This window comes from Paenibacillus sp. FSL H7-0942 (assembly GCF_045040715.1).
GTDB lineage: Bacteria > Bacillota > Bacilli > Paenibacillales > Paenibacillaceae > Paenibacillus > Paenibacillus amylolyticus.
In genome coordinates this window covers 1610305-1634599 of the sequence record NZ_CP150279.1, presented here as the reverse complement: position 1 = coordinate 1634599, position 24295 = coordinate 1610305, and the positions used below count along the sequence as shown (strand labels likewise).

Annotated in this window: 23 protein-coding genes and 5 tRNA genes; 12 read left to right on the top strand and 16 right to left on the bottom strand. The window is 47.9% G+C overall.

Going from position 1 to position 24295, the window contains the following annotated elements:
* Positions 1-142: 142 nt before the first annotated feature.
* Positions 143-1393, bottom strand: a complete 1251-nt coding sequence (urtA, locus tag MHI48_RS07220; protein ID WP_338708037.1) for an urea ABC transporter substrate-binding protein — start codon at positions 1391-1393, stop codon at positions 143-145.
* Between the two features lie 261 nt (positions 1394-1654).
* On the opposite strand from urtA, the gene MHI48_RS07215 reads away from it, so the two are divergent.
* Genes MHI48_RS07215 through MHI48_RS07190 form a run of 6 tightly spaced genes read left to right on the top strand, consistent with a single transcriptional unit; the run spans position 1655 to position 6438 of the window.
* Positions 1655-1957, top strand: coding sequence for an urease subunit gamma (locus MHI48_RS07215; RefSeq protein ID WP_076209470.1), 303 nt, complete (start codon positions 1655-1657; stop codon positions 1955-1957).
* 17 nt (positions 1958-1974) lie between these two features.
* Positions 1975-2364 (top strand): urease subunit beta, encoded by a 390-nt coding sequence (locus MHI48_RS07210; RefSeq protein WP_047842024.1) that lies wholly within the window; start codon positions 1975-1977, stop codon positions 2362-2364.
* Complete coding sequence (gene ureC, locus MHI48_RS07205) at positions 2361-4079, top strand: urease subunit alpha (RefSeq protein WP_338708036.1); 1719 nt, start codon at positions 2361-2363, stop codon at positions 4077-4079. The genes MHI48_RS07210 and ureC overlap by 4 nt, the downstream gene beginning before the upstream one ends.
* Positions 4080-4112: 33 nt before the next feature.
* A complete protein-coding gene (locus MHI48_RS07200; protein WP_083677315.1) occupies positions 4113-4808 on the top strand; it encodes an urease accessory protein UreF in 696 nt (231 codons plus the stop codon).
* Between the two features lie 33 nt (positions 4809-4841).
* The gene (gene ureG, locus MHI48_RS07195) at positions 4842-5561 is read left to right on the top strand and encodes an urease accessory protein UreG (RefSeq protein WP_017690021.1); all 720 of its coding nucleotides are present in this window, start codon (positions 4842-4844) and stop codon (positions 5559-5561) included.
* On the top strand, positions 5536-6438 hold the full coding sequence (locus MHI48_RS07190) for an urease accessory protein UreD (RefSeq protein ID WP_405143575.1): 903 nt from the start codon (positions 5536-5538) through the stop codon (positions 6436-6438). Before ureG ends, MHI48_RS07190 begins: the two co-directional genes overlap by 26 nt.
* A 108-nt stretch (positions 6439-6546) precedes the next feature.
* Here the strand turns inward: MHI48_RS07190 and MHI48_RS07185 are convergent, their stop codons facing one another.
* From MHI48_RS07185 to MHI48_RS07170, 4 genes are all read right to left on the bottom strand, one after another.
* Positions 6547-6984, bottom strand: coding sequence for a helix-turn-helix domain-containing protein (locus MHI48_RS07185; protein ID WP_340936646.1), 438 nt, complete (start codon positions 6982-6984; stop codon positions 6547-6549).
* A 169-nt stretch (positions 6985-7153) separates the two neighbouring features.
* A tRNA-Leu gene (locus MHI48_RS07180) sits at positions 7154-7236 on the bottom strand.
* 17 nt (positions 7237-7253) lie between these two features.
* A tRNA-Lys gene (locus MHI48_RS07175) sits at positions 7254-7329 on the bottom strand.
* 106 nt (positions 7330-7435) lie between these two features.
* A tRNA-Glu gene (locus tag MHI48_RS07170) sits at positions 7436-7507 on the bottom strand.
* A 306-nt stretch (positions 7508-7813) separates the two neighbouring features.
* Here MHI48_RS07170 and MHI48_RS07165 point away from each other — a divergent pair.
* Positions 7814-8590: a DeoR/GlpR family DNA-binding transcription regulator gene (locus MHI48_RS07165; protein ID WP_340019596.1), complete on the top strand. Its 777-nt coding sequence runs from the start codon at positions 7814-7816 to the stop codon at positions 8588-8590.
* A gap of 4 nt (positions 8591-8594) precedes the next feature.
* Positions 8595-9491 (top strand): Cof-type HAD-IIB family hydrolase, encoded by an 897-nt coding sequence (locus tag MHI48_RS07160; RefSeq protein WP_036610865.1) that lies wholly within the window; start codon positions 8595-8597, stop codon positions 9489-9491.
* Between the two features lie 64 nt (positions 9492-9555).
* Here the strand turns inward: MHI48_RS07160 and MHI48_RS07155 are convergent, their stop codons facing one another.
* Positions 9556-10227, bottom strand: coding sequence for an MgtC/SapB family protein (locus MHI48_RS07155; RefSeq protein WP_017690026.1), 672 nt, complete (start codon positions 10225-10227; stop codon positions 9556-9558).
* Between the two features lie 93 nt (positions 10228-10320).
* Entirely contained in the window at positions 10321-10980 is a 660-nt protein-coding gene (locus tag MHI48_RS07150; protein WP_405143571.1) for a flavin reductase family protein, read from the bottom strand.
* Between the two features lie 107 nt (positions 10981-11087).
* Between MHI48_RS07150 and MHI48_RS07145 the strand changes: the two genes are divergently transcribed.
* Positions 11088-11786, top strand: coding sequence for a winged helix-turn-helix domain-containing protein (locus MHI48_RS07145; protein WP_340032184.1), 699 nt, complete (start codon positions 11088-11090; stop codon positions 11784-11786).
* 222 nt (positions 11787-12008) lie between these two features.
* Here MHI48_RS07145 and MHI48_RS07140 read toward each other — a convergent pair.
* From MHI48_RS07140 to MHI48_RS07130, 3 genes are all read right to left on the bottom strand, one after another.
* Positions 12009-12097: transfer RNA gene (locus tag MHI48_RS07140), tRNA-Ser, on the bottom strand.
* A gap of 6 nt (positions 12098-12103) precedes the next feature.
* Positions 12104-12179 (bottom strand) — tRNA-Asn (locus tag MHI48_RS07135).
* A gap of 93 nt (positions 12180-12272) precedes the next feature.
* Positions 12273-12734, bottom strand: coding sequence for a SprT family protein (locus MHI48_RS07130; protein WP_036669054.1), 462 nt, complete (start codon positions 12732-12734; stop codon positions 12273-12275).
* Between the two features lie 119 nt (positions 12735-12853).
* Between MHI48_RS07130 and MHI48_RS07125 the strand changes: the two genes are divergently transcribed.
* Together MHI48_RS07125 and cmpA are read left to right on the top strand one after the other, a co-directional pair.
* Positions 12854-13210 (top strand): hypothetical protein, encoded by a 357-nt coding sequence (locus MHI48_RS07125; protein ID WP_047842018.1) that lies wholly within the window; start codon positions 12854-12856, stop codon positions 13208-13210.
* 182 nt (positions 13211-13392) lie between these two features.
* Positions 13393-13536 (top strand): cortex morphogenetic protein CmpA, encoded by a 144-nt coding sequence (cmpA, locus tag MHI48_RS07120; protein ID WP_017690033.1) that lies wholly within the window; start codon positions 13393-13395, stop codon positions 13534-13536.
* A 180-nt stretch (positions 13537-13716) separates the two neighbouring features.
* Here cmpA and MHI48_RS07115 read toward each other — a convergent pair whose 3' ends face one another.
* The 6 genes from MHI48_RS07115 to MHI48_RS07090 all read right to left on the bottom strand — a co-directional run bounded on the left by MHI48_RS07115 (position 13717) and on the right by MHI48_RS07090 (position 22321).
* Entirely contained in the window at positions 13717-15939 is a 2223-nt protein-coding gene (locus MHI48_RS07115; RefSeq protein ID WP_405143569.1) for a Tex family protein, read from the bottom strand.
* Positions 15940-16215: 276 nt separating this feature from the next.
* Positions 16216-18411: an alpha-galactosidase gene (locus MHI48_RS07110; protein ID WP_340027188.1), complete on the bottom strand. Its 2196-nt coding sequence runs from the start codon at positions 18409-18411 to the stop codon at positions 16216-16218.
* A 235-nt stretch (positions 18412-18646) separates the two neighbouring features.
* The gene (locus tag MHI48_RS07105; RefSeq protein WP_024630714.1) at positions 18647-18997 is read right to left on the bottom strand and encodes a type II toxin-antitoxin system PemK/MazF family toxin; all 351 of its coding nucleotides are present in this window, start codon (positions 18995-18997) and stop codon (positions 18647-18649) included.
* 3 nt (positions 18998-19000) lie between these two features.
* Positions 19001-19282 carry a CopG family ribbon-helix-helix protein gene (locus MHI48_RS07100; RefSeq protein ID WP_017690037.1) on the bottom strand — a complete coding sequence of 94 codons (282 nt, stop codon included), beginning with the start codon at positions 19280-19282 and terminating at the stop codon, positions 19001-19003.
* 260 nt (positions 19283-19542) lie between these two features.
* Entirely contained in the window at positions 19543-20730 is a 1188-nt protein-coding gene (alr, locus tag MHI48_RS07095; protein WP_127551307.1) for an alanine racemase, read from the bottom strand.
* Between the two features lie 394 nt (positions 20731-21124).
* On the bottom strand, positions 21125-22321 hold the full coding sequence (locus MHI48_RS07090) for a DUF4367 domain-containing protein (protein WP_405143566.1): 1197 nt from the start codon (positions 22319-22321) through the stop codon (positions 21125-21127).
* 248 nt (positions 22322-22569) lie between these two features.
* Between MHI48_RS07090 and MHI48_RS07085 the strand changes: the two genes are divergently transcribed.
* Positions 22570-24063, top strand: coding sequence for a serine hydrolase (locus MHI48_RS07085; protein ID WP_405143564.1), 1494 nt, complete (start codon positions 22570-22572; stop codon positions 24061-24063).
* Positions 24064-24295: the final 232 nt, after the last annotated feature.

Below are 24295 nucleotides of genomic sequence, written 5' to 3'. Positions count from 1 at the left end.
ATGAATTCAATTATGGGCAGTAACATTTTCCACATCACAGTAACGCTTTACCGCGATAAGGTAAGAGGATGTGTTGTCACACCCTCGTTTATGTTTCAGCTGCTTTGAAGCGAGTTGCCTGTTTTATTGCGAGGTTTCTATGTTATTTAGCGCTGAGGGTTGCTCCCCATTCATACGTTTTCAGATAAGGGTCCGGCTTGACAGGCTCACCAGAATTCCATAATTCCTTGAACTGCCCATCCTCCTGCACCTCACCGATCCGTACGGTTTTGTAGATATGCTGATTCTCTCCATCCACGGTTACCTTACCTTCCGGGGCATCAAACTCCAGACCCTTGGCAGCTGCCTTCACCTTCTCCACGTCGGTTGATCCTGCTTTTTCCACCGCCGCCTTCCAGAGATAAACCGCCACATATCCCGCTTCAATCGGATCAGCTGTCACTCGATCAGCACCGTATTTTTCTTTATACTTGGCAACAAATGTTGCATTCTCAGGTGTATCTGTTGTCTGATAATAATTCCACGAAGCCAGATGTCCCTTCAATACGTCTGCGCCAATACCACGGATTTCTTCCTCCGCCACACTTACCGAGAGGGTCGTCATCTGATCCGAGGAGATTCCGGCATCCTTCAATTGTTTGAAGAAGGCCACATTGCTATCTCCGTTCAGTGTATTGTATACAATATCCGGCTTCGCAGCCTTGATTTTGCTAATGATCGTACTATAATCGGTATGTCCCAGCGGTGTATATTCCTCACCCACCACTTCGCCGCCTTCTGCTGCGAGTTGCGCCTTAATGACCTGATTGGCCGTTTTTGGGAATACATAATCTGAACCGAGCAGATAAAACGTCTTGCCCCTGTTCTCCAGTAACCAGGTTACGGATGGAACGATCTGTTGATTGGTTGTTGCTCCTGTATAAAAAATATTTGGCGACGATTCCAATCCCTCATATTGCACCGGGTAAAACAATAGACCCTTGTTCTGTTCAAACACTGGGAGCATAGCCTTCCGACTTGCAGAGGTCCATCCACCAAATACAGCAGCAACCTTATCCTGCTGCAGTAACTTCCCAGCCTTCTCCGCAAAAGTAGGCCAATCCGAAGCGCCATCCTCAATTACAGGCTCGATCTGTTTACCCAAAACTCCGCCAGCGGCGTTAATCTCTTCAATGGCAAGCATCTCCGCATCTTTAACAGATACTTCACTGATCGCCATCGTTCCGCTGAGAGAGTGAAGAATGCCAACTTTAATCGTATCACCGGATGCAGATGGTTCTCCTGTACCACCTGAACCTGAAGCCTCAGGCGGCGCAGTGCCCTCCACACATCCTGTCATCACAATGACCGCACCCAGCAAAATACTCCATAACTTGACCGACCTCTTCTTCAATAGCCTACACTCCCTTTTTTTAGTCTATTGACGAACATTAAGGTCATTTGCGTCCGAAATGTTCGTTGATCCAAATTATGGAGGGTTACTCTCTTCATGTCAATATAGCTTACATAATTTTATTTCATGCCTACTCGTTTCATGCATACTGCTAATATGCCTTGAAGCTTATTGACAAAGGATTCACCCTGTGTGAGTATATTTAACATACAATATGATCCATGAACATATCAGACATTATAAGCGAAAGGTCGGATTGCCTTGCACTGGACTGAGCAGGAAAAGGAAAAACTCCTGATTACCGTGGCCGCTAACCTCGCCCGTGAACGAAGAGCACGCGGACTTAAGTTGAATGTTCCCGAAGCCATCGCCTTGTTGACCTCCGAACTGATGGAACGAGCACGGGATGGAATGAGTGTTGCCGAATTAATGAGATACGGAGGCACCATCCTGACACGCGAAGACTGTATGGATGGTGTTCCCGATATGATTCCTGAAGTACAGGTAGAAGCCACATTTCCTGACGGTACAAAACTGGTTACTGTACATGAACCTATACGCTGAGAAAGGCAGGAGAAACCATGATTCCTGGTGAATACCGTTTGAAGCCAGATGACGACATCATCTGTCATCCGGATCGTTTAACCCTACGACTCCTTGTCCTTAATCGCGGCGACCGCCCCGTCCAAGTCGGCTCTCACGTTCACTTCTATGAAGTTAATGCAGCACTGGACTTTGATCGCACGTCAGCTTTTGGACATCGTCTGCACATTCCGGCAGGCACCGCAGTTCGCTTCGAACCTGGTGAAGAGAAACCGGTTGAACTCACGACCTTTGGCGGCAAACGCCAGATTCACGGGTTCAACGGATTAACCGAAGGCTCTGCGGATCAAGCTCCTGATCCACTGAAACTGGAGGCATTCCTGAAGACGTTCTCCCCTCCCATACAAGATGGAGGTGAACCTTCATGAAACGAATGAGCCGCGAACAATACGCGTCCATGTTTGGACCCACAACCGGTGATGCCGTAAGACTTGCGGATACCGAACTATGGGCAGAGATTGAACATGATTATGCCGTCTACGGTGATGAGAGCAAGTTCGGGGGCGGCAAGGTCATCCGCGATGGGATGGGCCAGTCCACCTCTGCACTTCGCAGTGACGGCACTCCCGATACTGTTATCACCAACGCCATCATCATCGATCATTGGGGCATTGTAAAAGCGGATATCGGCATTCGAGATGGTCGCATCTGCGCCATTGGCAAATCCGGCAACCCGGATACAATGGATGGTGTTCATCCCGCACTGGTCATCGGTGCTTCCACCGAAATCATCGCCGGTGAAGGCATGATTGTAACCGCTGGCGGTATTGATACCCATATTCATTTCATCTGCCCACAGCAGATTCAGACTGCATTATCCTCCGGGGTCACGACCATGATCGGCGGCGGAACAGGACCGGCAACAGGAACCAAAGCCACCACCTGCACACCAGGAGCCTGGCACATCCACCGGATGTTAGAATCGGCAGAGGCTTTTCCCATGAACATCGGTTACCTTGGCAAAGGTAACAGTTCCAACACCGCACCTTTAATCGAACAGATTGAAGCGGGCGTAATCGGCCTGAAGTTGCATGAGGATTGGGGCACTACCCCAAGCGCTATCGATGCCTGCCTGACTGCCGCCGGGGAACATGATGTTCAAGTGGCTATCCATACCGATACATTGAACGAAACCGGATTTCTCGAAAACACCCTGGCTGCAATCAACGGCCGGACGATCCACACGTACCATACGGAAGGCGCTGGTGGCGGACACGCACCGGATATTATCCGGGCCGCTGGGGAGTCCTACGTTATCCCCTCATCAACCAACCCAACACGACCGTACACACGCAACACTGTAGAAGAGCATCTCGATATGTTGATGGTGTGTCATCACCTGGACCCTTCCATCCCGGAAGATGTAGCTTTTGCAGATTCGCGGATTCGTCCCGAAACCATCGCAGCCGAAGACATTTTGCATGATCTTGGCGTGTTCAGCATCATTAGTTCCGATTCACAAGCCATGGGCCGAGTGGGCGAAGTCATTATCCGCACCTGGCAGACAGCCGACAAAATGAAAAAACAGCGCGGCAAACTTGAACTCAACCCGAACTCACCTTCCGATAACGATCGGATCAAGAGATATGTCGCCAAGTACACCATCAATCCAGCTATCGCACACGGAATCGGTCATCTCGTCGGTTCGGTGGAAGTTGGAAAGCTGGCAGATCTAATCATATGGAAACCGGCCTACTTCGGTGTTAAACCCGAGATTGTCATCAAGGGTGGCATGATTACATTTGCCCAGATGGGTGATCCCAATGCGTCCATCCCGACACCTCAGCCCGTATTTGGCAGACCGATGTTCGGAGCTTATGGTAGCGCCATTGCCAGCGGATCAATCACCTTTGTCTCCCAAGCCGCAGCAGATGCCGGGATCAAAGAATCATTGGGCCTGAAAAAGCGGGTTGAACCCGTTAAAGGCTGTCGCTCAGTCAGCAAAAAAGACATGATTCATAACGACGTCACCCCTGTCATTGAAGTCGATCCCGAAACCTATGAAGTACGCGCCGACGGTGAGCTTCTCACCTGCGAACCCGCAGAAGAGTTGCCTATGGCACAGCGGTACTTTATGTTTTGATAGGAATACGGATTAGCTAATAAGGGGGCACTCATGATGAATAGTGGCACGAAGCTACTCCGTTATGTTCAGCTGCTGGATTCGGCCCTGCCCATCGGTGGTTTCTCCCACTCCTTCGGTCTGGAAGCTTACACGCATGATGGCACCGTGCAAAATACCGCGCAGCTTGAACAGTTTATTCGCAGCCAGCTTCATTCCAGTCTTGTACGACTAGATGGTCTTGCCATCAAAGGCGTCTATCAGGCGATAAAACAGCAAGATGCCGCTCTACTTGCCCTGTATGATAAACGTGTCCACGCCCAGCGCTCCCCTCGGGAACTTAGGGAAAGCGGCCACAAAATGGGAAAACGACTGCTCAAGCTGGCCCGTTCACTCTATCCATGGATGGACTTTTCCCTAATTGATGAGGCCATACGGGAATACGGCGCGTATTGTGGCATCACGACCATTCACGGTTATATCAACTATCAATTGGAGATTGAATTGGATGAAGCCGTTACCGGGCATCTGTATACCTCAGTGAACGCTTATGTGAACAGCGCACTTCGCCTGCTGCCCATCGGACAAACCGAAGCGCAGATGTTGATTCAGAAACTGCTTGATGATATCGAAGCGGAATGGGCTCTCATTCGGGAAAATGACCCGGAAGATATGCACAGCTTCGGAATTGCCCAGGAAATCTACGCCATGCGGCATGAGACCTTACCCGCGCGGCTGTTTATGTCTTAACTACAACTTTTATCTAACTTAGGAGGAATTGTTATGTGTGGAGGAGCTAATCATACGCATCATCCGGAGTGGGAACGTAAAGCATTTGATCGGAGTCGTCCGATGCGAATTGGAATTGGCGGACCGGTAGGTTCAGGTAAAACAGCCCTTGTGGAGAAGCTGTCCAAGGCACTGCGTACACGTTATAGCCTTGCTGTCATCACGAATGACATTTATACCAAGGAAGATGCCGAAATCTTGCTGCGTCAGAATGCACTGGCACCAGAGCGCATTATCGGCGTAGAGACAGGCGGATGCCCTCACACGGCTATTCGTGAAGATGCCTCCATGAATTTCGAAGCAGTTGATGAGTTAATTGAACGTTTCCCGGATCTGCAACTGATCTTCATCGAAAGCGGCGGCGACAATCTCTCCGCTGCATTCAGTCCGGAACTCGCTGATGTGTTCATCTACATTATCGACGTTGCTCAAGGAGAGAAACTCCCTCGCAAAGGCGGTCCCGGCATCACGCGCTCAGACCTGCTGTTAATCAACAAAACCGACCTCGCCCCTTATGTTGGAGCAAGCCTGGAAGTTATGAAAAATGATACCGAGCGGGTACGCGAAGGCCGCCCTTATGTCATGTCTAATCTAATGAGCGGTGAAGGTGTGTCCGAGATTGTCCACTGGCTTGAACATCAATATATGGATGACGATGCTTCCGCTGCACATCTGCATTCACACAGCCATGAACATGGCACTCACTCGCATTAATTCATCTTCTGTCCCCACCGGAACAGAGATAAATAGGAATGAAAGTGCAGGTGCGCCCGTCACACGCCGCAGCGAGCTTCGGGCCACCTTTGCCTTTCAAGGCGACCGGACTGTCATGACCGATCGTTATTACAGCGCACCGCTCAGGTTTAGCCGATCCTTTCGACCTCCCGGAGGCGGAACCGAATTATGTGTGTACACGTCAGACGTCTCGCCCGGAGTCCTTAACGGGGATCTTTATCATTCCGAGTGGGAATTAGGCGAAGGCACCCATGTCATGCTGAGCAGCACATCTGCTACCAGACTTCATCCTACACCTTCCATTCCCTCATCCGTTAATCATCACTTTCGGTTGGGAAAAGGGGCCACGCTGGAATACTTCCCTGAATGCGTCATTCCCTTCAAGGGAAGTTCTTCTTCGCTCACTGTAACCTTTGAGCTGGAAGAACAGGCAATCCTGGCCTATGCAGATATCTGGTCTGCCGGACGGATTCATCGGGGAGAAGCGTTCCAATTCGAGCGTTACCGCAGCTTGACGGAGATATGGCAAGGTGAACAACTGGCTGTCTGGGATCGATTCGGACTCGAACCGGATACCGATGATCCCAAACACTCAGCGTCTCTCCTTCACTACACACATACCGCTGCGTTATGGATGATTGCCCCAGGTCTTGGTACTGCGGAGTTGGAGCAAGTCAGATCTGCGCTGCCACCAGATGGGCGAATGCTCGCAGGTGCAAGTTTGCTGGCAACCGGAGGCATCGGCGTACGACTCCTTGGCATGGCAGCTTGGGAACTTCAGGAGCAGTGTCTTCAGATCTGGAACACACTCCGCCCACATCTGCTGGGCAAAGAAACTCTTGTCTTTCGTAAATAAGGGCATCAAGCATAGTTAACACCAAAAAACCTCTGAACTGTCTCCGAGTGTGTTCGGATTAGTCCAGAGGTTTTTGTACATTCAGTCTATGGATGTTGCTCATCTCACTTACGCTTCGTTTTCCTCAGAATCGTTCTCTGATTTGTTCTCTGATTTGTTCTCAGGTTTATAGCGATAGTCGCCAGCATCCTTGCTTTCCTTGGATTTACGGTAACGGGTGAACTCAATATATTCGCTGATAAAAGACTGTTCCACAGTCGATAATTCACTTTCTTGGCAATTCAATTGCCGCAAAACGTCAAAAAAATAATCCTCCCGTTTTTCCCGAACCATCGCTTCCTTCGATGGACGCCCAATCATGAGCCAGTCGAGGCTCACATCAAAAAACGAAGCAATCTCAATTAACTTATTCGTACTCGGAATAGACTTGCCACGTTTCCAATCACCCAGATTGCCTGTGCTAATCTTCAGCTGTTGGCAGAAAGCCTTCTTGGTCATTCCTCGTTCGGCAATCAGGTGTTCAATTCGCTCATAGATCGACTGCATACAAGAACCGCCTTCCAACCGTAATAATCAACTCATCTGCTTGAATTATACCACATTATTCCTGAATGCTCAGCCTTTATATGCCTGGAATAGGATGAGATATATCGTATAACACAAAGATAGACTCCCATGAATGATCATAGAAGTCTATCTTATGTTGTTGCTGTGATGCGGTCGAGAGGACTCGAACCTCCACGGGTATACACCCACTACCCCCTCAAGATAGCGTGTCTGCCATTCCACCACGACCGCATATTCAATTGTAAAAATGGTGAGCCATGAAGGGCTCGAACCTTCGACACCCTGATTAAAAGTCAGGTGCTCTACCAACTGAGCTAATGGCTCTTGCTGTAAACTTCACCGGATGTGCCATGCTTCATTCTTGTCTATAAGAGCAATGACTTTGAGGATTACTCATCGAAAATGTAGATCTCATGAGGTGGTGAAGATATGACCCGTAGGGGATTCGAACCCCTGTTACCTCCGTGAAAGGGAGGTGTCTTAACCCCTTGACCAACGGGCCTTAATAACAAGTTGTCTTTCTTGGCGACAAGAATGAGTATACCACAGGACAATTTGAACTTGCAATACTTTTTTTATAATTTATTTTTCAAGCCTTTTTGCCCATTGCATACTCTTCTTCAGAGCCCCGTTATTAGCCACCTCCCGTTCATGCCAATGTCATCCCCGTGCAGGAACAATGTAAACCATCCATCAAAACACTTATAAAAACTTACGTTCACTTATAATATTGCAAATCACATTAAAAATACTTATAATTAAAGTATCAGTATAAGTACGGTCATCCATACAACCGGAGGTGACATGTTTGTTTCAAGAAGAACGAATGCAGCTCATTGTTGAACATCTACGCAAACACAATCGCATCTCAGCCGATGATATTGTCGCCTTGTTTGATGTATCACGGGATACTGCACGCAGGGATCTGATTAAGCTTGAGGAACAGGATGCCATTATCCGAACACGTGGCGGCGCGATTCTCCCCCCTCCTCCGCAAGAATTCAGATCCTACAAAGACCGTTTACTCGATGTATCTGAGGAAAAGAGGGCCATCGGCAAACTCGCTGCGGCCATTGTAAGACAAGGCGAGATCATTATTCTGGACTCTTCCACGACTGTGCAGGCCTGTGCCGAGAACTTAAACGGTAAATCCTGTACCGTCATTACTAATTCGATTCATTCCGCTGATCTTCTCTCCAATCACACTGCTGTCCAGATTCGTTTGCTCGGAGGCAAAGTAGATAAGGAACAACGTTATGTCTACGGTACCTCTGTTATCGAGACCCTCTCCCACTATTATGTAGATAAAGCCTTTATCGGAATTGGCGGTATCACCATGGAGGGCTTCAGTGCTTCCGAAGAGGAAGGGAAAATTAAACACCAAATGATGAAAGCTGCCAAGAAAGTTGTTGTTCTTGCAGATCAATCCAAGTTTGATAGACGTTATGGTTATCGTTTTGCCGACTGGTCATTGGTGGATGTGTTGATTACGGATCAATGGCCAACCAAAGAATGGCTTGTTTTTCTAGCCGAACAACAGGTTGAGATTCTCATTCCTGAACCTACAGATGATAAGGAGTTGTAAATATATGAAATTATTTGCCACAGATTTAGATGGAACTTTGTTGAACATAGATAGCCAGATTAGCCCGGAGAATGCCGCAGCCATCCAAAAGGCCCAGCAATCCGGTATGAAAGTTACCATCGCAACAGGACGTGTCTATTCCGATGTTGTGACCATCAGCCGCGAAGGCGGAATCAAAACCCCAATTATCGGCTCCAACGGAGCGACAATTCATGACGCAGACGGTGAACGTTTATTCCATCTTCCGCTCGAGCGTGACACAGCAGCTTCCGTCATGCAGTGGCTGGAAGATCATGATGTCTATTATGAGGCTTCAACACAACAAGGCATCTATGCCCCACGTAGCAGTCATGAGACCTTGCTCGCCGAGATGGAACGTGTTCTTGGTTCAAACCCTGGTGAGGACATTGCACGCATGATTCGCTCCATCAAGAAACACTATGACAAAAAAGACTACCACCGCGTAAACAGCCATCTCGAAATTCCGGCAGAAGCCTACATCTATAATATTATGGCCTTCTCCATGAATCCGGACAAAGTAAAGACAGGACGAGAATACTTCGCTTCCCGATCTGATGTCGCTATGGTTGTATCCTTTGAGCATAACTTCGAAATGCAGCACCCGGACGTCTCCAAAGGTAATGCCCTCACCAAACTGGCGGCTCACCTGAACATCTCCATGGAGGATACCGTAGCTATTGGCGATAACTTCAATGATGTCTCCATGTTAAAAATGGCAGGACTCGGCATCGCCATGGGTAATGGCGAACCCGAAATCCAGGCATTAGCCAAAGCCATAACGCTGACCAATGTGGAGCACGGTGTTGCCCATGCCATCGAGTGCCTGCTCGAGGGTAAACCGGTATCCCGCCCAGAAACGATTGTCGGAGAAGGTCAGTAATCGAACCCATCCTGAATTAAGCACTGAACCTGCATGGTCACCTGTTGATCCATGCAGGTTCTCTTCATTTTAACTCCGCAGATCGAACGTGAGGCACGTCCTGTAACAAAATAATCAGTTGCTCGCCCCGGTATGAACCCGGTAGTTGCAACGTGAACTCAAGCACAGTCTCTTCCACGGAGTCTGTGCTTGTTTGCTGTTCAGTCTTAAATCCGATGACCGAGATCTTCTCCTGTCCCAGCAGTGCCAAAACAGTCTTCAGGGCCTCTCCCTCATTTTGCAGATGGATGGTTAACGTCTCTGTTCGAGCGGATACCAGCCAGCGTGTAGGTCTATGCAGTAACATCTGTGCCACGACAATAAGCAGTGTCACGCCCGCACCCGTCCAATACAGACCTGAACCCACAGCAAGTCCCATGCCTGCCGTAGCCCATATGCCAGCCGCTGTGGTCAATCCCCTGACCGTGTGACGCTGTGTGAAGATCATGCCCGCTCCAATGAACCCCACACCACTAACAACTTGTGCAGCGATCCTTGAAGGGTCAAGGGACAGATTGTCCCAGCCAGCCTGATCCTGGAATCCGTATTTCGATACAATCATCATCAGGGCAGCACCAACGGCGACCACAAAATGAGTACGGATTCCCGCTTCTTTCATTCGATTCTTGCGCTCATATCCGATTAGCACACCACATATTCCAGCTATGAGTACACGCATCAAATATTCCACTTCCATGCACATCACCTCTTTCATTATGTATATGCTTACATGAGTCTATCTTTACTATTACCCAATCTTTACATGACTAATAAAAAGCCTCCACTCAGGTCAATTCTCTGCCCGGAAATTTTCCCCTTGTCTCTTGCCCAATCCGAAATAATGTCTGAAATTATATATCAGCGGATGCCATTCCTCCGGATTAATCTTGTTCGGTCCAGATATTAGTCTGGTGTGTGCGTGCACCTTCAACGCTTTCACTTCAACAATCGCCATGAACGGTGTATGTTCGGGAATACGTATGTGTTGTACAGCTGCTTCAACCTGGAGCGGACATTCAACTATTTTATCTGGAGCCACCTGAACCGAGCATTCAGATGTCAGTCCAGCTACAGTGAATTTATCATGACAATATTCATAGCCCATCTTCCTTTTCTCCTCAGGAACCGGGGTAACTCCCGTATAACGACCCAATGCCTCAACCTGTTTCCACATGGTCGCATCCGGCAGATTAATTACACACTCCGGGTGTCGACTCAGATTTTCATAGGCTTTGCCGTGTGTACCTAGACCGAGAACCAGACAATCCCCCAGTGCCCAAGACGAGGATAATGGTGACAGGTTGGTTGATCCATCCTCATTTAATGTGCTCAGCAGCACTACAGGCGTACCATAATATAAAATACTGGGATTAATCGTCTCATGTTGAATCACTTCTTGACTCGCGGACAACTGCTCTGTAGCGAAGTACTGTTTCGTTATCTTTTTCATCCTGTACCTCTCCTGTTCCCATTCCAATGCTTTATAAGCTCAATCTGACCCCTATGGGACGATACAACTCGATTGTAATACAGTAATAGTTCAGGTATGATCGAAGTATGAATGTATATCCGAATATTACTGTTATTGCGTCGTTAATCGCTGATCCAAGCCGCGCTATTTTTCTATCATCCTTACTGGATGGCCGTGCGTTGCCCGCAGGAGAGCTTGCTCATATGGCAAGTGTCACTCCCCAGACGGCAAGCAGCCATCTAGCTAAACTCGTAGAGGGAGGATTACTCGAAGTTGAACAACAAGGGCGCCACCGATACTACCGTCTTGCAAACAAAGAAATTGCTAATCTGATTGAAAGCATGGCCAGTATTGCTCCACCTGTACAGATCCGCTCTCTCAAACAATCCGATCAGCTTCAACAACTGAGTCATGCACGGACCTGTTATGGTCATCTGGCCGGGAAATTGGGAATCTCGCTCTGTGAAGCCTTAGTACAAAAGGGGTATCTTTCAGACCCCGAAGAGGCACACAGCAAGGATTATCAAGTTACAGAGAAAGGAATACAGTGGTTCACTACGTTCGGAATTGAACTTCAGATGAAGCCGGGATCACGCCGGGCCATCGCTCGCAAATGTCTGGATTGGAGCGAACGCCGTCATCATCTCTCAGGTATGCTTGGGGAACAACTCAGACATCGGTTAGCGGAACTGGACTGGATTCGTCAAAAAACAGGAAGTCGCTCTGTCGAAGTAACGGAAGCAGGCAAGAAAGGTTTATACGAGGTGTTGAGCATTTCACTTTAAGCAGAAGTGTATACGAGCGATAACCAAAGATCAGTAAACGCAAAAAATCCTCTTCACACTGACCGTTAACCGGTCTAATGTGAAGAGGATTTTTTGTGCAATCAGAACGGAGAAAGAGGAGTACTCTCACTTCGTTCGAGACTGCGAAGTATTGCTAACGAAGCTTATGCTCCGACGAACCTTTAGGGTTCTCATCCCTTTGCAGAGAAGTTTAATTCAGAACGGAGAGAGAGGGATTCGAACCCTCGCACCGCTTACGCAGTCTAACCCCTTAGCAGAGGGTCCCCTTATAGCCACTTGGGTATCTCTCCAAGAAATGGCTCCCCGAACAGGGCTCGAACCTGTGACAACTCGATTAACAGTCGAGTGCTCTACCAACTGAGCTATCAGGGAAAATTAACTTGAATAAGATTAATCTACCATGATTAATAATCCAAGTCAACATCCCTTCCATCACTTTCTTTAATACATTGAACGAAACGCACATCAGATATTCTGAAGCCCCAGTTTTCCCGCGCAACGACCACAACGATAACGCTTAGGATCTATTTTCCGCTTGCGCAAATATTCCGTACCACAGCTCTTGCACACCAGCTTATAACGATATGGCAGCGGCTTTCTGCCTTTGCCGTCAGGAAGTGATTGGCAGTAACGCGAACCGCCTACCTTCTGCAATAAAGCCTTGAATTCCGGGTCACGATGCTGATAGCCGCGCCCACGAATATGCAGATGATAGTGACACAGCTCATGCTTGATGATTTTCTCAACCTCATCTCGCCCATAGGCTTCGAGTTGATGCGGATTGATCTCAATCCGGTGACTTTTAAGCATATAACGCCCACCCGTCGTGGTCAGGCGACTGTTAAACAACGCTTCATGGGTGAACGGCACTCCGAAATGATCCAGTGATACCTGTTCAATCCATTGTTGCAATTCCTCATTTTCCATCGATATCCTCTCCTTGCACCCCCTCGGAGCATTTGTTTTTCCGGTATAATACTTGAATTTTAACCGTTTCGTAGGCTACACTGTCAAGTAGAATGTATGAGGGGAGATTATTACTCGTTATGCCTACAATGCGCTATGTCATCCTGCAGCAGGAACAACACTTGCAGTTCGTGGAAATGCCCGCAGATTACGCCTATCAACTCAGTGCGCTCAACCTGCGCCTGCACAAGGAAATTGATAAACTCACTGCAGCAGATGTCCCTGTCCTGCCTTGGGCGATCGCCGAATGTGACAGCCTCGATCTCCTAAACGAAAATCTTACTATCATCGGCGGCCTTGATTATATCAATGCGCTTGAAGAATCTTTTGCAGTACTACGTGAAAGCCATTATCCTTTGATTTCTCTGCTTACCGAAATCCGGGCTCTTCAGGCCCAATTGGAACAATGGTATGAAGAAGAGATGGAAGCTCTCTAATTCACCGCAGGTATCATTTTATAATGATGAGAACAAAAAGCACATTTCCCTGAATTGGGATTTGTGCTTTTTTTTGAGTGAACCAGATTGATTTGCCGGAGGGCTCCACTTATCCCGCACAGTCCAGGCTATTGCCACATATGCTAACGTACAGATGAATTATGCAAGAGGAGGAGATACCCTTGCCTCAATGGCTTTGCAATCAACTGATGCGTGCATTTCACAAAAAGGACAGCCGGCAAATCAAGTTGCTGAACGAATGCTGGTTCTTTTATCGTAACAAACCAGCAAATGGCACACCACGCAGCGCGGAGAACGAACTTTAAGAGGTAGTTCATAAAAGTCTGCTTTGGATTACGAAAGATGGCCTTTTGAACACGCACTTTAAGAAAATGCACATATTGCCCACCGTACTTACTAGAGCAATTAGAACGGATAACGGGACTATTACTGTCGACAACAAACAGCCTTCCTGGTTAGGGAAGGCTGTTCTCCAATCCTACTATTTAAGAAGACTGTTGCGCAGAAGCAGGCTTCTTCATCGTCAGGCCGACACGGCCTTTTTTGGTATCCACATTCATAACCCAGACCGTTACATTATCACCTACAGATACAACATCCATCGGGTGTTTAACATACCCGTTGCTGAGCTGTGAAATATGGACAAGCCCATCACTCTTGATCCCAATATCAACAAAAGCACCAAAATCAATAACGTTCCGAACCGTACCTTGCAGCTCCATGCCTTCCACCAGATCCTCAATTTTCAATACATCTGTACGGAAGATTGGCAACGGCATTTCTTCACGCGGGTCACGCCCCGGACGCTGCAAGCTGTCCAGAATGTCACGCAACGTAGGCACACCTACGTCCAGTTTCACAGCCAATTGTTCTGGCTGTTGCTCTGATAGTAATACCGACAGTTCCTTGCTGCCCAGCTTGTCCAGTGCAACCTGAAGCTCCTTGAACAGCTGATCCACTACCTTGTAAGACTCAGGGTGAATAGGTGTACGGTCCAGCGGGTTCTCGCCCTCACCAATACGCATGAAGCCTACGCACTGCTCATAAGTCTTCGCACCAAGACGTGGCACCTTCTGAAGCTGACGGCGGTTCGTAAACCGGCCATTTTCTTCACGGTACTTCACAATGTTTTTGGCAATCGTAGCGTTAACTCCGGCAACATATGACAGCAACGATGGTGATGCTGTATTCACGTCCACACCCACATGGTTAACTGCGGATTCGACGACAGCCTTCAGGCTTTCTTCGAGAATCTTCTGGGATACGTCATGCTGATATTGACCCACGCCAATGGCTTTTGGATCAATCTTAACCAACTCCGCCAGCGGGTCTTGTACCCGGCGAGCAATGGAAGCTGCACTGCGCTCCGCAACATCCAGATCAGGGAATTCTTCCTGGGCCAGCTTGGATGCAGAATATACACTCGCGCCTGCTTCGTTAACAATCAGATACACAAGACTTTCATCACCGTTCTCCTGAATGATCTCGGCAACAAATTGCTCTGTCTCACGTGATCCGGTACCATTACCAATGACGATTAGTCCGATATCATATTGCTTGATCATCCGATGGAATACTTCGGCAGCTTCACGTTTCTTGTTGTGTGGTGGCGTTGGGTAGGTCACAGCCACTTCCAGCAGTTTGCCCGTATCATCTACTACAGCCAGTTTACAACCGGTACGATAGGCCGGATCGACACCCAGCACACGTTTGCCGTGAATCGGCGGTTGAAGCAACAGGTTACGCAGATTGGCCGAGAATACCGATATGGCCTGATTTTCACCTTTTTCCGTAAGTTCTCCCCGAACTTCTCGCTCGATGGAAGGCGCAATCAGCCGCTTGTATGCATCTTCAATCACATCACGCAGGATATCCTGCACGGCAGAAGCACCACGAATGATCTGTCCTTCCATATGGCGATGGGCCGGTTCTGCCTGTACGTCCAGGCCGACTTTCAGAATACTCTCACGTTCACCGCGATTAATTGCGAGAATACGGTGTGGAGGCATTTTTTTGGCTAATTCGCGGTAATCATAATAATTCTCGTACACGGACTCCTCTTGAGCATCCTTCGCTTCAGAAGTCAGCATCCCGTGATCCAAGGTGTACCGACGAATCCAGGCACGAATGGCAGCATCGTCTGCGATATTCTCCGCGAGAATGTCTTTGGCTCCCTGAAGCGCCGACTCCGCATCTTCTACACCCAATTCAGCATTGATATATTTCGCAGCTTCCTGAAGTACATCTCCTTGTTTCGGTTGACCCCAGATCCATACAGCAAGGGGCTCAAGACCTTTTTCTTTTGCCACACTGGCACGCGTTTTCCGCTTCTGACGGTAAGGTCGATACAAATCTTCCACTTCCTGCAGCTTCACAGCTTGCGTAATGGATTGCTTCAGTTCTCCGGTCAGTTTGCCCTGTTCCTCTATAATACGGATGACTTCCAATTTGCGATCCTCAAGATTGCGCAGATAAACAATGCGTTCTTCAATCGATCGCAGCTGGTTCTCATCCAGCTCTCCAGTCATTTCTTTACGGTAGCGGGCGATAAATGGAATCGTATTGCCTTCGTCCAGAAGCTCCGACGTTGTGCGGACCTGCTTCAAGGACAGTGACAGTTCCTTGGCTACCTGTTTGATGATTCGTTCATGGCGTTCTGCCTTTATTGTTTCTTCATTGGGTTCCAGAACCGTTTCCTGTTCAGACAAAATAAATCCCTCTTTCCTTCCTGAATCGTTCGTTACAATCATTTCAGGGCAGCTTTGCTGCTGTAATTACAGTATAGTTGAACCATTTGTTTCTTCCACTCTACCCTATATTATCACAGAATCACGTCCAGATTTCCATCAATCCGCAAGCATACAAGTTCTGACAGAATGATGTCATCCTCCAGCCTTCCCCATTACGTCAAAAAAAGACCGAAAAACGTCATCACGACACTCCTCGGTCCTCCCTTTTTTTAAAGCTTTAAATAAAATAGCAATCTAGACGCGCTCGAACCGGAACATTTCGCTCAGATAGTCTCCTGATGTGCTGCCTACCGAAATACCGCCATACATGAGGGCATCGCCGGTAAAGGTCTCCGATCCGCCTTTCAGACGGTAATCCGCATTAGGGTCCAATCCTTTCAGCTTCAGGCGCTGAAGTGGCGCATTGGGCTCAGAGAGCACACGGAAGTAGAATACAACAGCTTCGCTTCCGTCCGGTGCAATAAACATCCACGCCGTCTCATTGCCTTCAAACGGACTGAGCAAACGACGGAATGTTCCATATTGAACCGTTCCACGAATCTCCTTGTACAGCTCAACCTGGGCTTTCACGATGTCGTTCTCTTCCTCGGTGAATTTCGTCAAATCCAGCTCATACCCGAAGTTGCCCGACATCGCAACATGTCCCCGAATCTCAAGCGAAGTGATCCGGTTGACCTGATGATTCGGTACCGCTGAGATATGCGATCCCATCGAACTCACCGGGTACACAAGACTTGTACCGTATTGAATCCGCAGACGGGATATGGCATCCGTGTTATCACTTGTCCAAGTCTGTGGCATGTAATACAGCATACCTGGATCGAAGCGACCACCACCACCTGAACAACTCTCGAACAGAATGTTCGGGAACGCCGAGGTGATTCGTTCCATCACGTCATACAGCCCCAGCATGTAACGATGCGCAGTCTCACGCTGTCTATCTGCCGGAAGCAATGCAGAACCCACTTCCGTCATATTGCGGTTCATGTCCCATTTCACATAAGTGATTGGTGCAGAACCAAGTACGTCTGTTAACATGCGCACAATCTCATCACGTACATCCTGACGAGAGAAGTCGAGTACCAGTTGTTGACGTCCTTCTGTCCGGCGACGATCAGGCACATGCAGACACCAGTCTGGGTGCGCACGGTACAGCTCACTGTCTGGTGAGATCATCTCTGGTTCAAACCACAAACCGAACTGCATGTCCAGACCTGTTACACGGTTAGCCAGATCATCCAGACCCTGTGGCAATTTGTTCTTATCTACAATCCAGTCGCCCAATGAGGAATTGTCGCTGTCCCGATGTCCAAACCAGCCATCATCCAAGACAAACAACTCAATACCCAGCTTCTGTCCGGCGCGAGCGATCTGCTCAATCTTGTCTGCATTGAATCCAAAGTAGGTTGCTTCCCAGTTATTGACCAGAACCGGACGTTCCGCATTACGGAACTTACCACGCGCAAGACGCTCCCGATACAATTCGTGGTAGGACTGTGACATGCCGTCCAAACCTGCAGCCGAATATACCATAACCGTCTCAGGTGTCTGGAACGCTTCTTGTGGCTCCAGCTTCCAGCTGAACTCGAACGGGTTGATCCCGAGCGATACACGTGTGGTGTGGAACTGATCCACTTCAGCCTGTGCAGTGAAGCTGCCACTATAGACGAGACTGAATCCGTAAACTTCACCTTGGTCTTCATCCGTGCCTGGTGTCATCAGCGCAATAAATGGATTCTGCTGGTGACTGCTTGAACCACGACGGCTCTCAATTCCTTGCAGGCCTGAAGCAAGCGGTCTGCGAACAATATCACGTTCCCGTGTCCATGCACCTGACAATTGCAACAATTCATAATCCGCATGCGGGAAATCAACAGAAGAACTAAGCGCACGCACCACATTCACTGAGGTAGCGCTCTCATTAACGATACGCATCGAGCGTGTAATTGCATTAAATGCCGTAAAGGCTGTATAAGAAAGCTCGATTTTGATGCCTGCAACGCGGTCTTCCAACTCAATAACCAGCGTCTCTGCTTCTTCATCGGATTCAACATACGTTGCTGGCAGTCCGGTAAGCGCTGTCTTTCCTTTGATCAATCGATGACCTGTATACGTAAACTCCGAAACCGTCGAGCCATTCTCAAGTTCCAATTGGATAGCCGGATTACGGAAATCACTTGTGCCATACACGGGTAGTTCCACTGCCAATGTATCAAATGAAATTGTACGGTCCTCTGGTACCGGGTTCGGACTGAAAGATGCTCGTTCTGTCCGTACATGCAACCAGCTCAGATCGGTGTCGCGTAATTTTTTGCCATAATACAAATGCACCAAATATCCTGAAGGCAGTACCTGAAATACGTAACTGGCCTCGCGGGTCTGTAAATGAAACTGAAGTTTCTCCTGATTCTGATTGATGTAAATGCTCATATGTCTCCTCCACCTCTATATATAGGTCTTTCGGGTAAACGGTTTCTCAGGTTTCATTATAGCGAAAAGATCGCCAATGTTCTACGCTTTCATCAAGCTTTAATCAAAAGAGCGCATAACAGCCCGAAGGATGTCATACGCTCTTTTGGTTACAGTCTGAATTCAGTGTGTTCCCTTACGGGAACATCCATTGCCAACGGACGGCAGTGCAGCGTACAAGACGCTGGTTGCTGCCTTAAAAATCGATTAAACCAAGGCTGATCTGTAAGGCTTCGTTGACCAATTTCATGGTCTCCTCGTCCAGATGGGTAATCTTGTCAGTCAGCCTCTGTTTATCAATCGTCCGTATTTGTTCGAGCAAAATAACCGAGTCCCGGTCAAAGCCGTGTGCCGCCGCATCAATTTCAACATGCGTTGGCAGCTTTGCCTTCTGGATTTGGGCGGTGATAGCCGCCACAATACAAGTTGGACTGAACCGGTTGCCGATATCATTCTGGATCACCAGAACCGGCCTGACTCCACCTTGCTCGGAACCGACAACGGGAGAAAGATCCGCAAAAAAAACGTCACCACGTTTTACGATCAATGTCTACACCCCGCTAACTAAGCGGTCCAGAGTGCTGTCCGCATCTTCCTCCGCATGAAAGGCTTCGGATGCCATGGTCAGATTAATTTTTGCCATCTCCATGTACCCTCGCTGCATCGTTTCACGGATGTAACGTTTCTTACGCTCCGTTAAATACAGCTTCATAGCCTGCCTAATCAATTCGCTGCGGTTGGAATTCTCCAGCGCTACGATGCCATCCACTTCCTGCAAAAGATAATCAGGTAAACTGATCATGATCCGCTTGGTGTTCTGCAAGTTGGCCACCTTTCTTCCACCCCCACAAACCTTTCGCCATTGTGAACCAGTATTACGTTTTTCCAGAACTTTTATACAAAGGAATATATATGCCCCGAGTATATCAAGTATGCTGTACTCCATTATAAACACGGGGAACAATATTCGTACAGACCAAACATCTCAATTCAGGAATTAAATCCTTACCATCATACATAATTCGAGATGCTCCGACAGTTTTCCTTCTGTTCTGAAAAAAAGTTTATTGGGAATGACGTCCAGTTTACCTGTCAGGATGTCAAAAGTGGATTGATTCTGGCGACTACTGCTCCCCCGCGGGTATATACCCGCGGAATGCGGTGCGCCATCATGCAGATCACTTCATAAGCAATCGTACCGAGCTGAGATGCCACCTCGTCTGCGGTTATTACGCCACCAGACTGATGACCGATGAGGACAACCTCTTCGCCGACTTGAATTTCTTCCGCCTCTTCCGCGAAAGATTGTAACGACACCATACACTGATCCATGCAGATTGTACCGACGACAGGGACGCGGCGTCCGCGTACAAGCACTTCTGCTTTACCTGTCAGCATTCTGGAGAATCCGTCTGCATATCCGATCGGCAGGGTCGCTATTCGTTCGTAACCTTGCGTAAAATAACGGGTTCCGTAACTGATCCCCCAATGGGGTGGCAGTGTTTTGACCAGAACCGCTTTTGTCTTCAGCGTCAATACCGGGGACAGCTTCACCACCTGATGATTCACCTCAGCCGAAGGATACAGTCCGTACAGGCTTATTCCCACACGTACCATGTCATAGGACAATTCCGGTGTATCAATGGCAGCGGCGCTGTTCGCCGTATGTATAATCGGGATGGAACATCCCTGATCCCTGAGCGCATGAACTACGCTTTGGAACCGTCTATACTGCTCCAGTGTATAGGTTTTGTCTTCTTCATCTGCTCTGGCAAAATGGGTAAACATGCCTTCCAGCATCACCTGATTGAGCGAAGCTACTTCCTGAATGAAAGCCAATGCCTCATCGCCAGGCAACAGACCTAATCGGCCCATGCCGCTGTCGATTTTAATATGAACCTTCAGTTGGTTAGCGAATGTGCTCGCATCCAGATGTCGAATGGCGTCAAGCACTTCCCTGCTGAACAGTGTGACGGTCACATCATGTTGCCATGCAACAGCGATCCCTTCAGGCGGCGTATAACCCAGTACCAGGATTGGAATCGTAATCCCATGTTGTCGCAGTTCTAGAGCTTCGTCAAGAAAAGCCACACTTAAGTAATCCACACCCACTCGTTCCAGTTCCCTAGCCGTCTCCACCGCTCCGTGTCCATAGGCATTGGCCTTCACACAGGCGAGGAATTTCATGCCCTGTGGCAATGCCTCGCGGAAAGCTTCTACGTTAGTACACAAATGATCCAAATTGATCTCCGCTTGGGTCGGCCGATATTGTCCTTGCACGTTAAGTCACCTTCTCTAATCATCTTAATCCGGCTCACGTCAGACTCCATCGTAATGCTCCAGCATGTGACTGTCAAATGAACCGAAGTTTCGCATCCAAAAACAGATGTAAGGTGCGCCTTTTGAAGAACAAATGCGAACACAGAAGAAGACCGATAAGCGAGATTAGCAGGGCAAAATCCCACTTTTCACCCAAGCAAAATCTGCTTATATCGATTATTTACCCGGTTCCCTCTGCGTAGAAGCGCATTTTGCTTTATTGAGTGTATCGGGTAAGAAAAACAGCGCTAAATAAATACCTTTCTTACATCAAAGCAAAGCACCGGAGAACAGGTCTCCGATGCTTCTTAGCATTCCTTATGTTTATGCTACTATTCGTTCATTTGTTCAAAAATCATTTGCCTGACTCTTCCTGCATCGATGTTGCAATGCGTGCCATTTCGTTCTGAGGCAGGTCGGCACTGGTAATCCGATATTCTATGCCATCTGTCATCCATGTCAGAGTCTGCAGTGCATCTCCGCTGACCATGCCCAGTGTGAATCCCAGATCCAGTACACGGGATGGAGCAAGTGATACAGCTCGATCCTGTGGTCTGGCTTCGAATATCGTGTAATTATATGTTCCTTCATAACGAAGCATAACCGAATAGTCTCCCGCTTCTTCCAGAATCTGATCGTCCTTGAGCTGCACGCCTTCCGGCGCATAGGTCGGCTGAATCACGCCGAAGCTGTCTGCCCCTTCCGGTTCTGCAAGTGTCGGCTCTTCGCCTTCCTGACCTGTTGCAGCACCTTCTGTACCTTGCTGCTCTGTGTCACCACCTACACCCGACTGTCCATCAGTAACGGCTCCATCAGGTTCAGGCGCAGTCTGAGGATTGGCAGGTTCTTTACCGCCCTCACCTGTTTGCTCCGCAGGAGTTACACCAGAATCCGTTCCTGTTTGGCCGCCCTCTTTTGTAGCTGCTGTCATGTTACGTTGCATGTCAAAGGCGTCTTTCTCAAATGCAGCACCAAATTTGAAGGAATCAAACTTCACATCCACGACCACATTGGCATTGGAGTCGGATACCTCCACCTGTTTCGGTGCGTAATCGCTTTTGTTCAGCCAGATCTTCTGTCTGACGAGTGCGTGTGTATTATAATTGGCAGCTACATCAAAAACATAGCTCTCCTTCTCGTCGGCAAACTGACGGGTTGTATCCCCCGTAATGCTCCGAATCAATGTTTCATAGAGATATACCTGTCCTTGATTATCTGGCCAATTGCTCTGAAAACGGAAGCTTTTGTTCTGGCTCGGTGTCAAAACAAACACGCCTTCATCGTTACGCAGCACAATCTGTGTTACATCCTTTTTGGCATTCGTTAACGCAATACGATAATAGGAAGGCTTCTGATGCCATACCTCGACCTTGTACTGCTGCGGCGTATCTCCGGTATGCAGCGTCATCACGCCTGCCCCCTGGTAACTTTCCATCTCTCCTACGACTTCGTTCAGATCTTTGACCACAGCTGCCGCATCCTTCTTCCCGCAGGCGGCAAGCAAGACCGATAAGACCAATACCATGGCAAGCATCCATGATATTCGGCGCATGACATCATCCCCTTTAGCACATGTTTTCACTTCAGGATTGTGCTTGCAGCAGAACCCCTACTTGATTAGTACATGTTATGAGGGACTTGTTCGATATATGCGGACTAGTTTGACAAGCAATCGGTGAAGTCCGTTAATACGGCATTGCTACGCAAAATCAGTCTCAGGGAGGATGTTAACTTTATCCAGAAAAGGCATAGTGAATTGTAGGAGATTATTCGTTTTATTGAATATTAGGAGGAAAAGGTATGACGACAACAAAGCTTAGCACATCACTGGAAGGAATGGATGAATTCATCGACGAGCAGCTTCAATTATGGAATGGTGTCGGCACAGCGGTGGCTGTGATCCATAAGGATGAAGTCATCTGGCAAAAGGGCTACGGTTATCGTGACATGGAGTCCAAACTTGAAGTTACCCCTAATACGTTGTTTGCCATAGGTTCAAGTACCAAAGCCTTTACCGCAGCAACTGCTGCTCTGCTTGTGGATCAGGGAATACTGGACTGGGATACCCCTGTGAAGTCGTATATGAAAGACTTCAAGATGTTTGATCCGATCGCAACAGAACGTATAACTATTCGCGACATGCTGTGTCATCGTTCCGGTCTTCCAAGGCATGAGTTGGTATGGTACAACTCCCCACGTACAAGAGAAGAACTTGTTCGAACATTACAGTATCTGGAGCCGAATCAGGATTTCCGAAACAAATGGCAGTATCAGAACCTGATGTACATGACGGCAGGTTATCTGGTTGGACAGCTCAATGAAACTTCGTGGGAGCAGATGGTTCAGAAGAATCTATTTAATCCGCTGGGTATGAACTCAAGTCTGTTCTCTGTTGAAAAAATGCAACTTCAGCCTGACTATGCTTACCCTTATATGGAGAAAGATGGTCAGAATACGAGAATACCTATTCGAGCCATTGATGCCATAGGACCTGCTGGTTCCATTAACAGCAATCTAATCGATATGATTGCATGGCTTCAATTCCAGTTGCATCAAGGTCAATGGGAAGGAACGTCATTGATATCTAAGGAACAGATGAAGATTATGCATAGTCCTCAGATGCCTAGTGATTCGCCATTCATGAGCCAAGAACTGCCTATGAGTACATATGGTCTGGGTTGGATGATTGAGCCTTATCGTGGACATGCCATGATTCATCATGGTGGGGCTATTGATGGCTTTGCATCACAAGTTGCCTTTTTGCCAGAGGAACAGATTGGAATCGTGGTTCTGAGCAATACCAACGGAAGTATAATTCCGTATACGGTTGCTTTTCATATCATGGACCAACTGCTTGGATTAGAGCCCGTCAATTGGAGTTCCAAATTGAGAAAATTAATGGGGAAAGAATCAACAGAAACAGAGGCTAATCCGGAGAATCCTCTGGAAGTGCCTATTCAAGCAGACACTGCCGTTGAGGAAAATATTGAAGAACCTCACATCATACCTTGTGATCGCCCTTACACCGCTTATGCGGGTATTTACACGCATCCTGGTTATGGCGAGATGTCGATTCAAGAGACAACGGACGGGTTGCAAGCAACCTTTAACGCCATTGAAATGCCCATGGAATACACGGGGAAAGATACGTTTTCCGTCGAATTTGTGTTATTCGGTCTGAAGATCACGTATACGTTTACCCTCAATGAATCTTCAGAAGCTGCTCAATTCATCTCCATTCCTTTGTTGCTTGAACCGGGTTCAAAGCCTATTGAATTCATCAGGGTTTCGTAAATGATCTGAACCTATATAAATTGAACTAATGAATATATTTACACTGGTCACTCCGATGACAGAACAACCTTCTGATCGCTGTTATCCCCAGATTTTTTTGATTTCTTTTCATAAAGTGAAAATCCGGGGATAAAGGCGAACGCTCTGCTTCCTCAGGTTATTTCTGTCCTCTCCGTTTTGTATAAATGTTTAGTTCAATTTATATAGAAAACGCCTGATTCATTTCCGTTGT

Excerpts from the sequence above, each read along its gene's own strand:
- MHI48_RS07210 (WP_047842024.1), top strand. The coding sequence starts at position 1,975 with ATGATTCCTGGTGAATACCGTTTGAAGCCAGATGACGACATCATCTGT.
- ureC (WP_338708036.1), top strand. The coding sequence starts at position 2,361 with ATGAAACGAATGAGCCGCGAACAATACGCGTCCATGTTTGGACCCACA.
- MHI48_RS07200 (WP_083677315.1), top strand. The coding sequence starts at position 4,113 with ATGATGAATAGTGGCACGAAGCTACTCCGTTATGTTCAGCTGCTGGAT.
- ureG (WP_017690021.1), top strand. The coding sequence starts at position 4,842 with ATGTGTGGAGGAGCTAATCATACGCATCATCCGGAGTGGGAACGTAAA.
- MHI48_RS07190 (WP_405143575.1), top strand. The coding sequence starts at position 5,536 with ATGAACATGGCACTCACTCGCATTAATTCATCTTCTGTCCCCACCGGA.
- MHI48_RS07185 (WP_340936646.1), bottom strand. The coding sequence starts at position 6,984 with ATGCAGTCGATCTATGAGCGAATTGAACACCTGATTGCCGAACGAGGA.
- MHI48_RS07160 (WP_036610865.1), top strand. The coding sequence starts at position 8,595 with ATGAAATTATTTGCCACAGATTTAGATGGAACTTTGTTGAACATAGAT.
- MHI48_RS07155 (WP_017690026.1), bottom strand. The coding sequence starts at position 10,227 with ATGGAAGTGGAATATTTGATGCGTGTACTCATAGCTGGAATATGTGGT.
- MHI48_RS07150 (WP_405143571.1), bottom strand. The coding sequence starts at position 10,980 with ATGAAAAAGATAACGAAACAGTACTTCGCTACAGAGCAGTTGTCCGCG.
- MHI48_RS07145 (WP_340032184.1), top strand. The coding sequence starts at position 11,088 with ATGAATGTATATCCGAATATTACTGTTATTGCGTCGTTAATCGCTGAT.
- MHI48_RS07130 (WP_036669054.1), bottom strand. The coding sequence starts at position 12,734 with ATGGAAAATGAGGAATTGCAACAATGGATTGAACAGGTATCACTGGAT.
- MHI48_RS07125 (WP_047842018.1), top strand. The coding sequence starts at position 12,854 with ATGCCTACAATGCGCTATGTCATCCTGCAGCAGGAACAACACTTGCAG.
- MHI48_RS07110 (WP_340027188.1), bottom strand. The coding sequence starts at position 18,411 with ATGAGCATTTACATCAATCAGAATCAGGAGAAACTTCAGTTTCATTTA.
- MHI48_RS07090 (WP_405143566.1), bottom strand. The coding sequence starts at position 22,321 with ATGCGCCGAATATCATGGATGCTTGCCATGGTATTGGTCTTATCGGTC.
- MHI48_RS07085 (WP_405143564.1), top strand. The coding sequence starts at position 22,570 with ATGACGACAACAAAGCTTAGCACATCACTGGAAGGAATGGATGAATTC.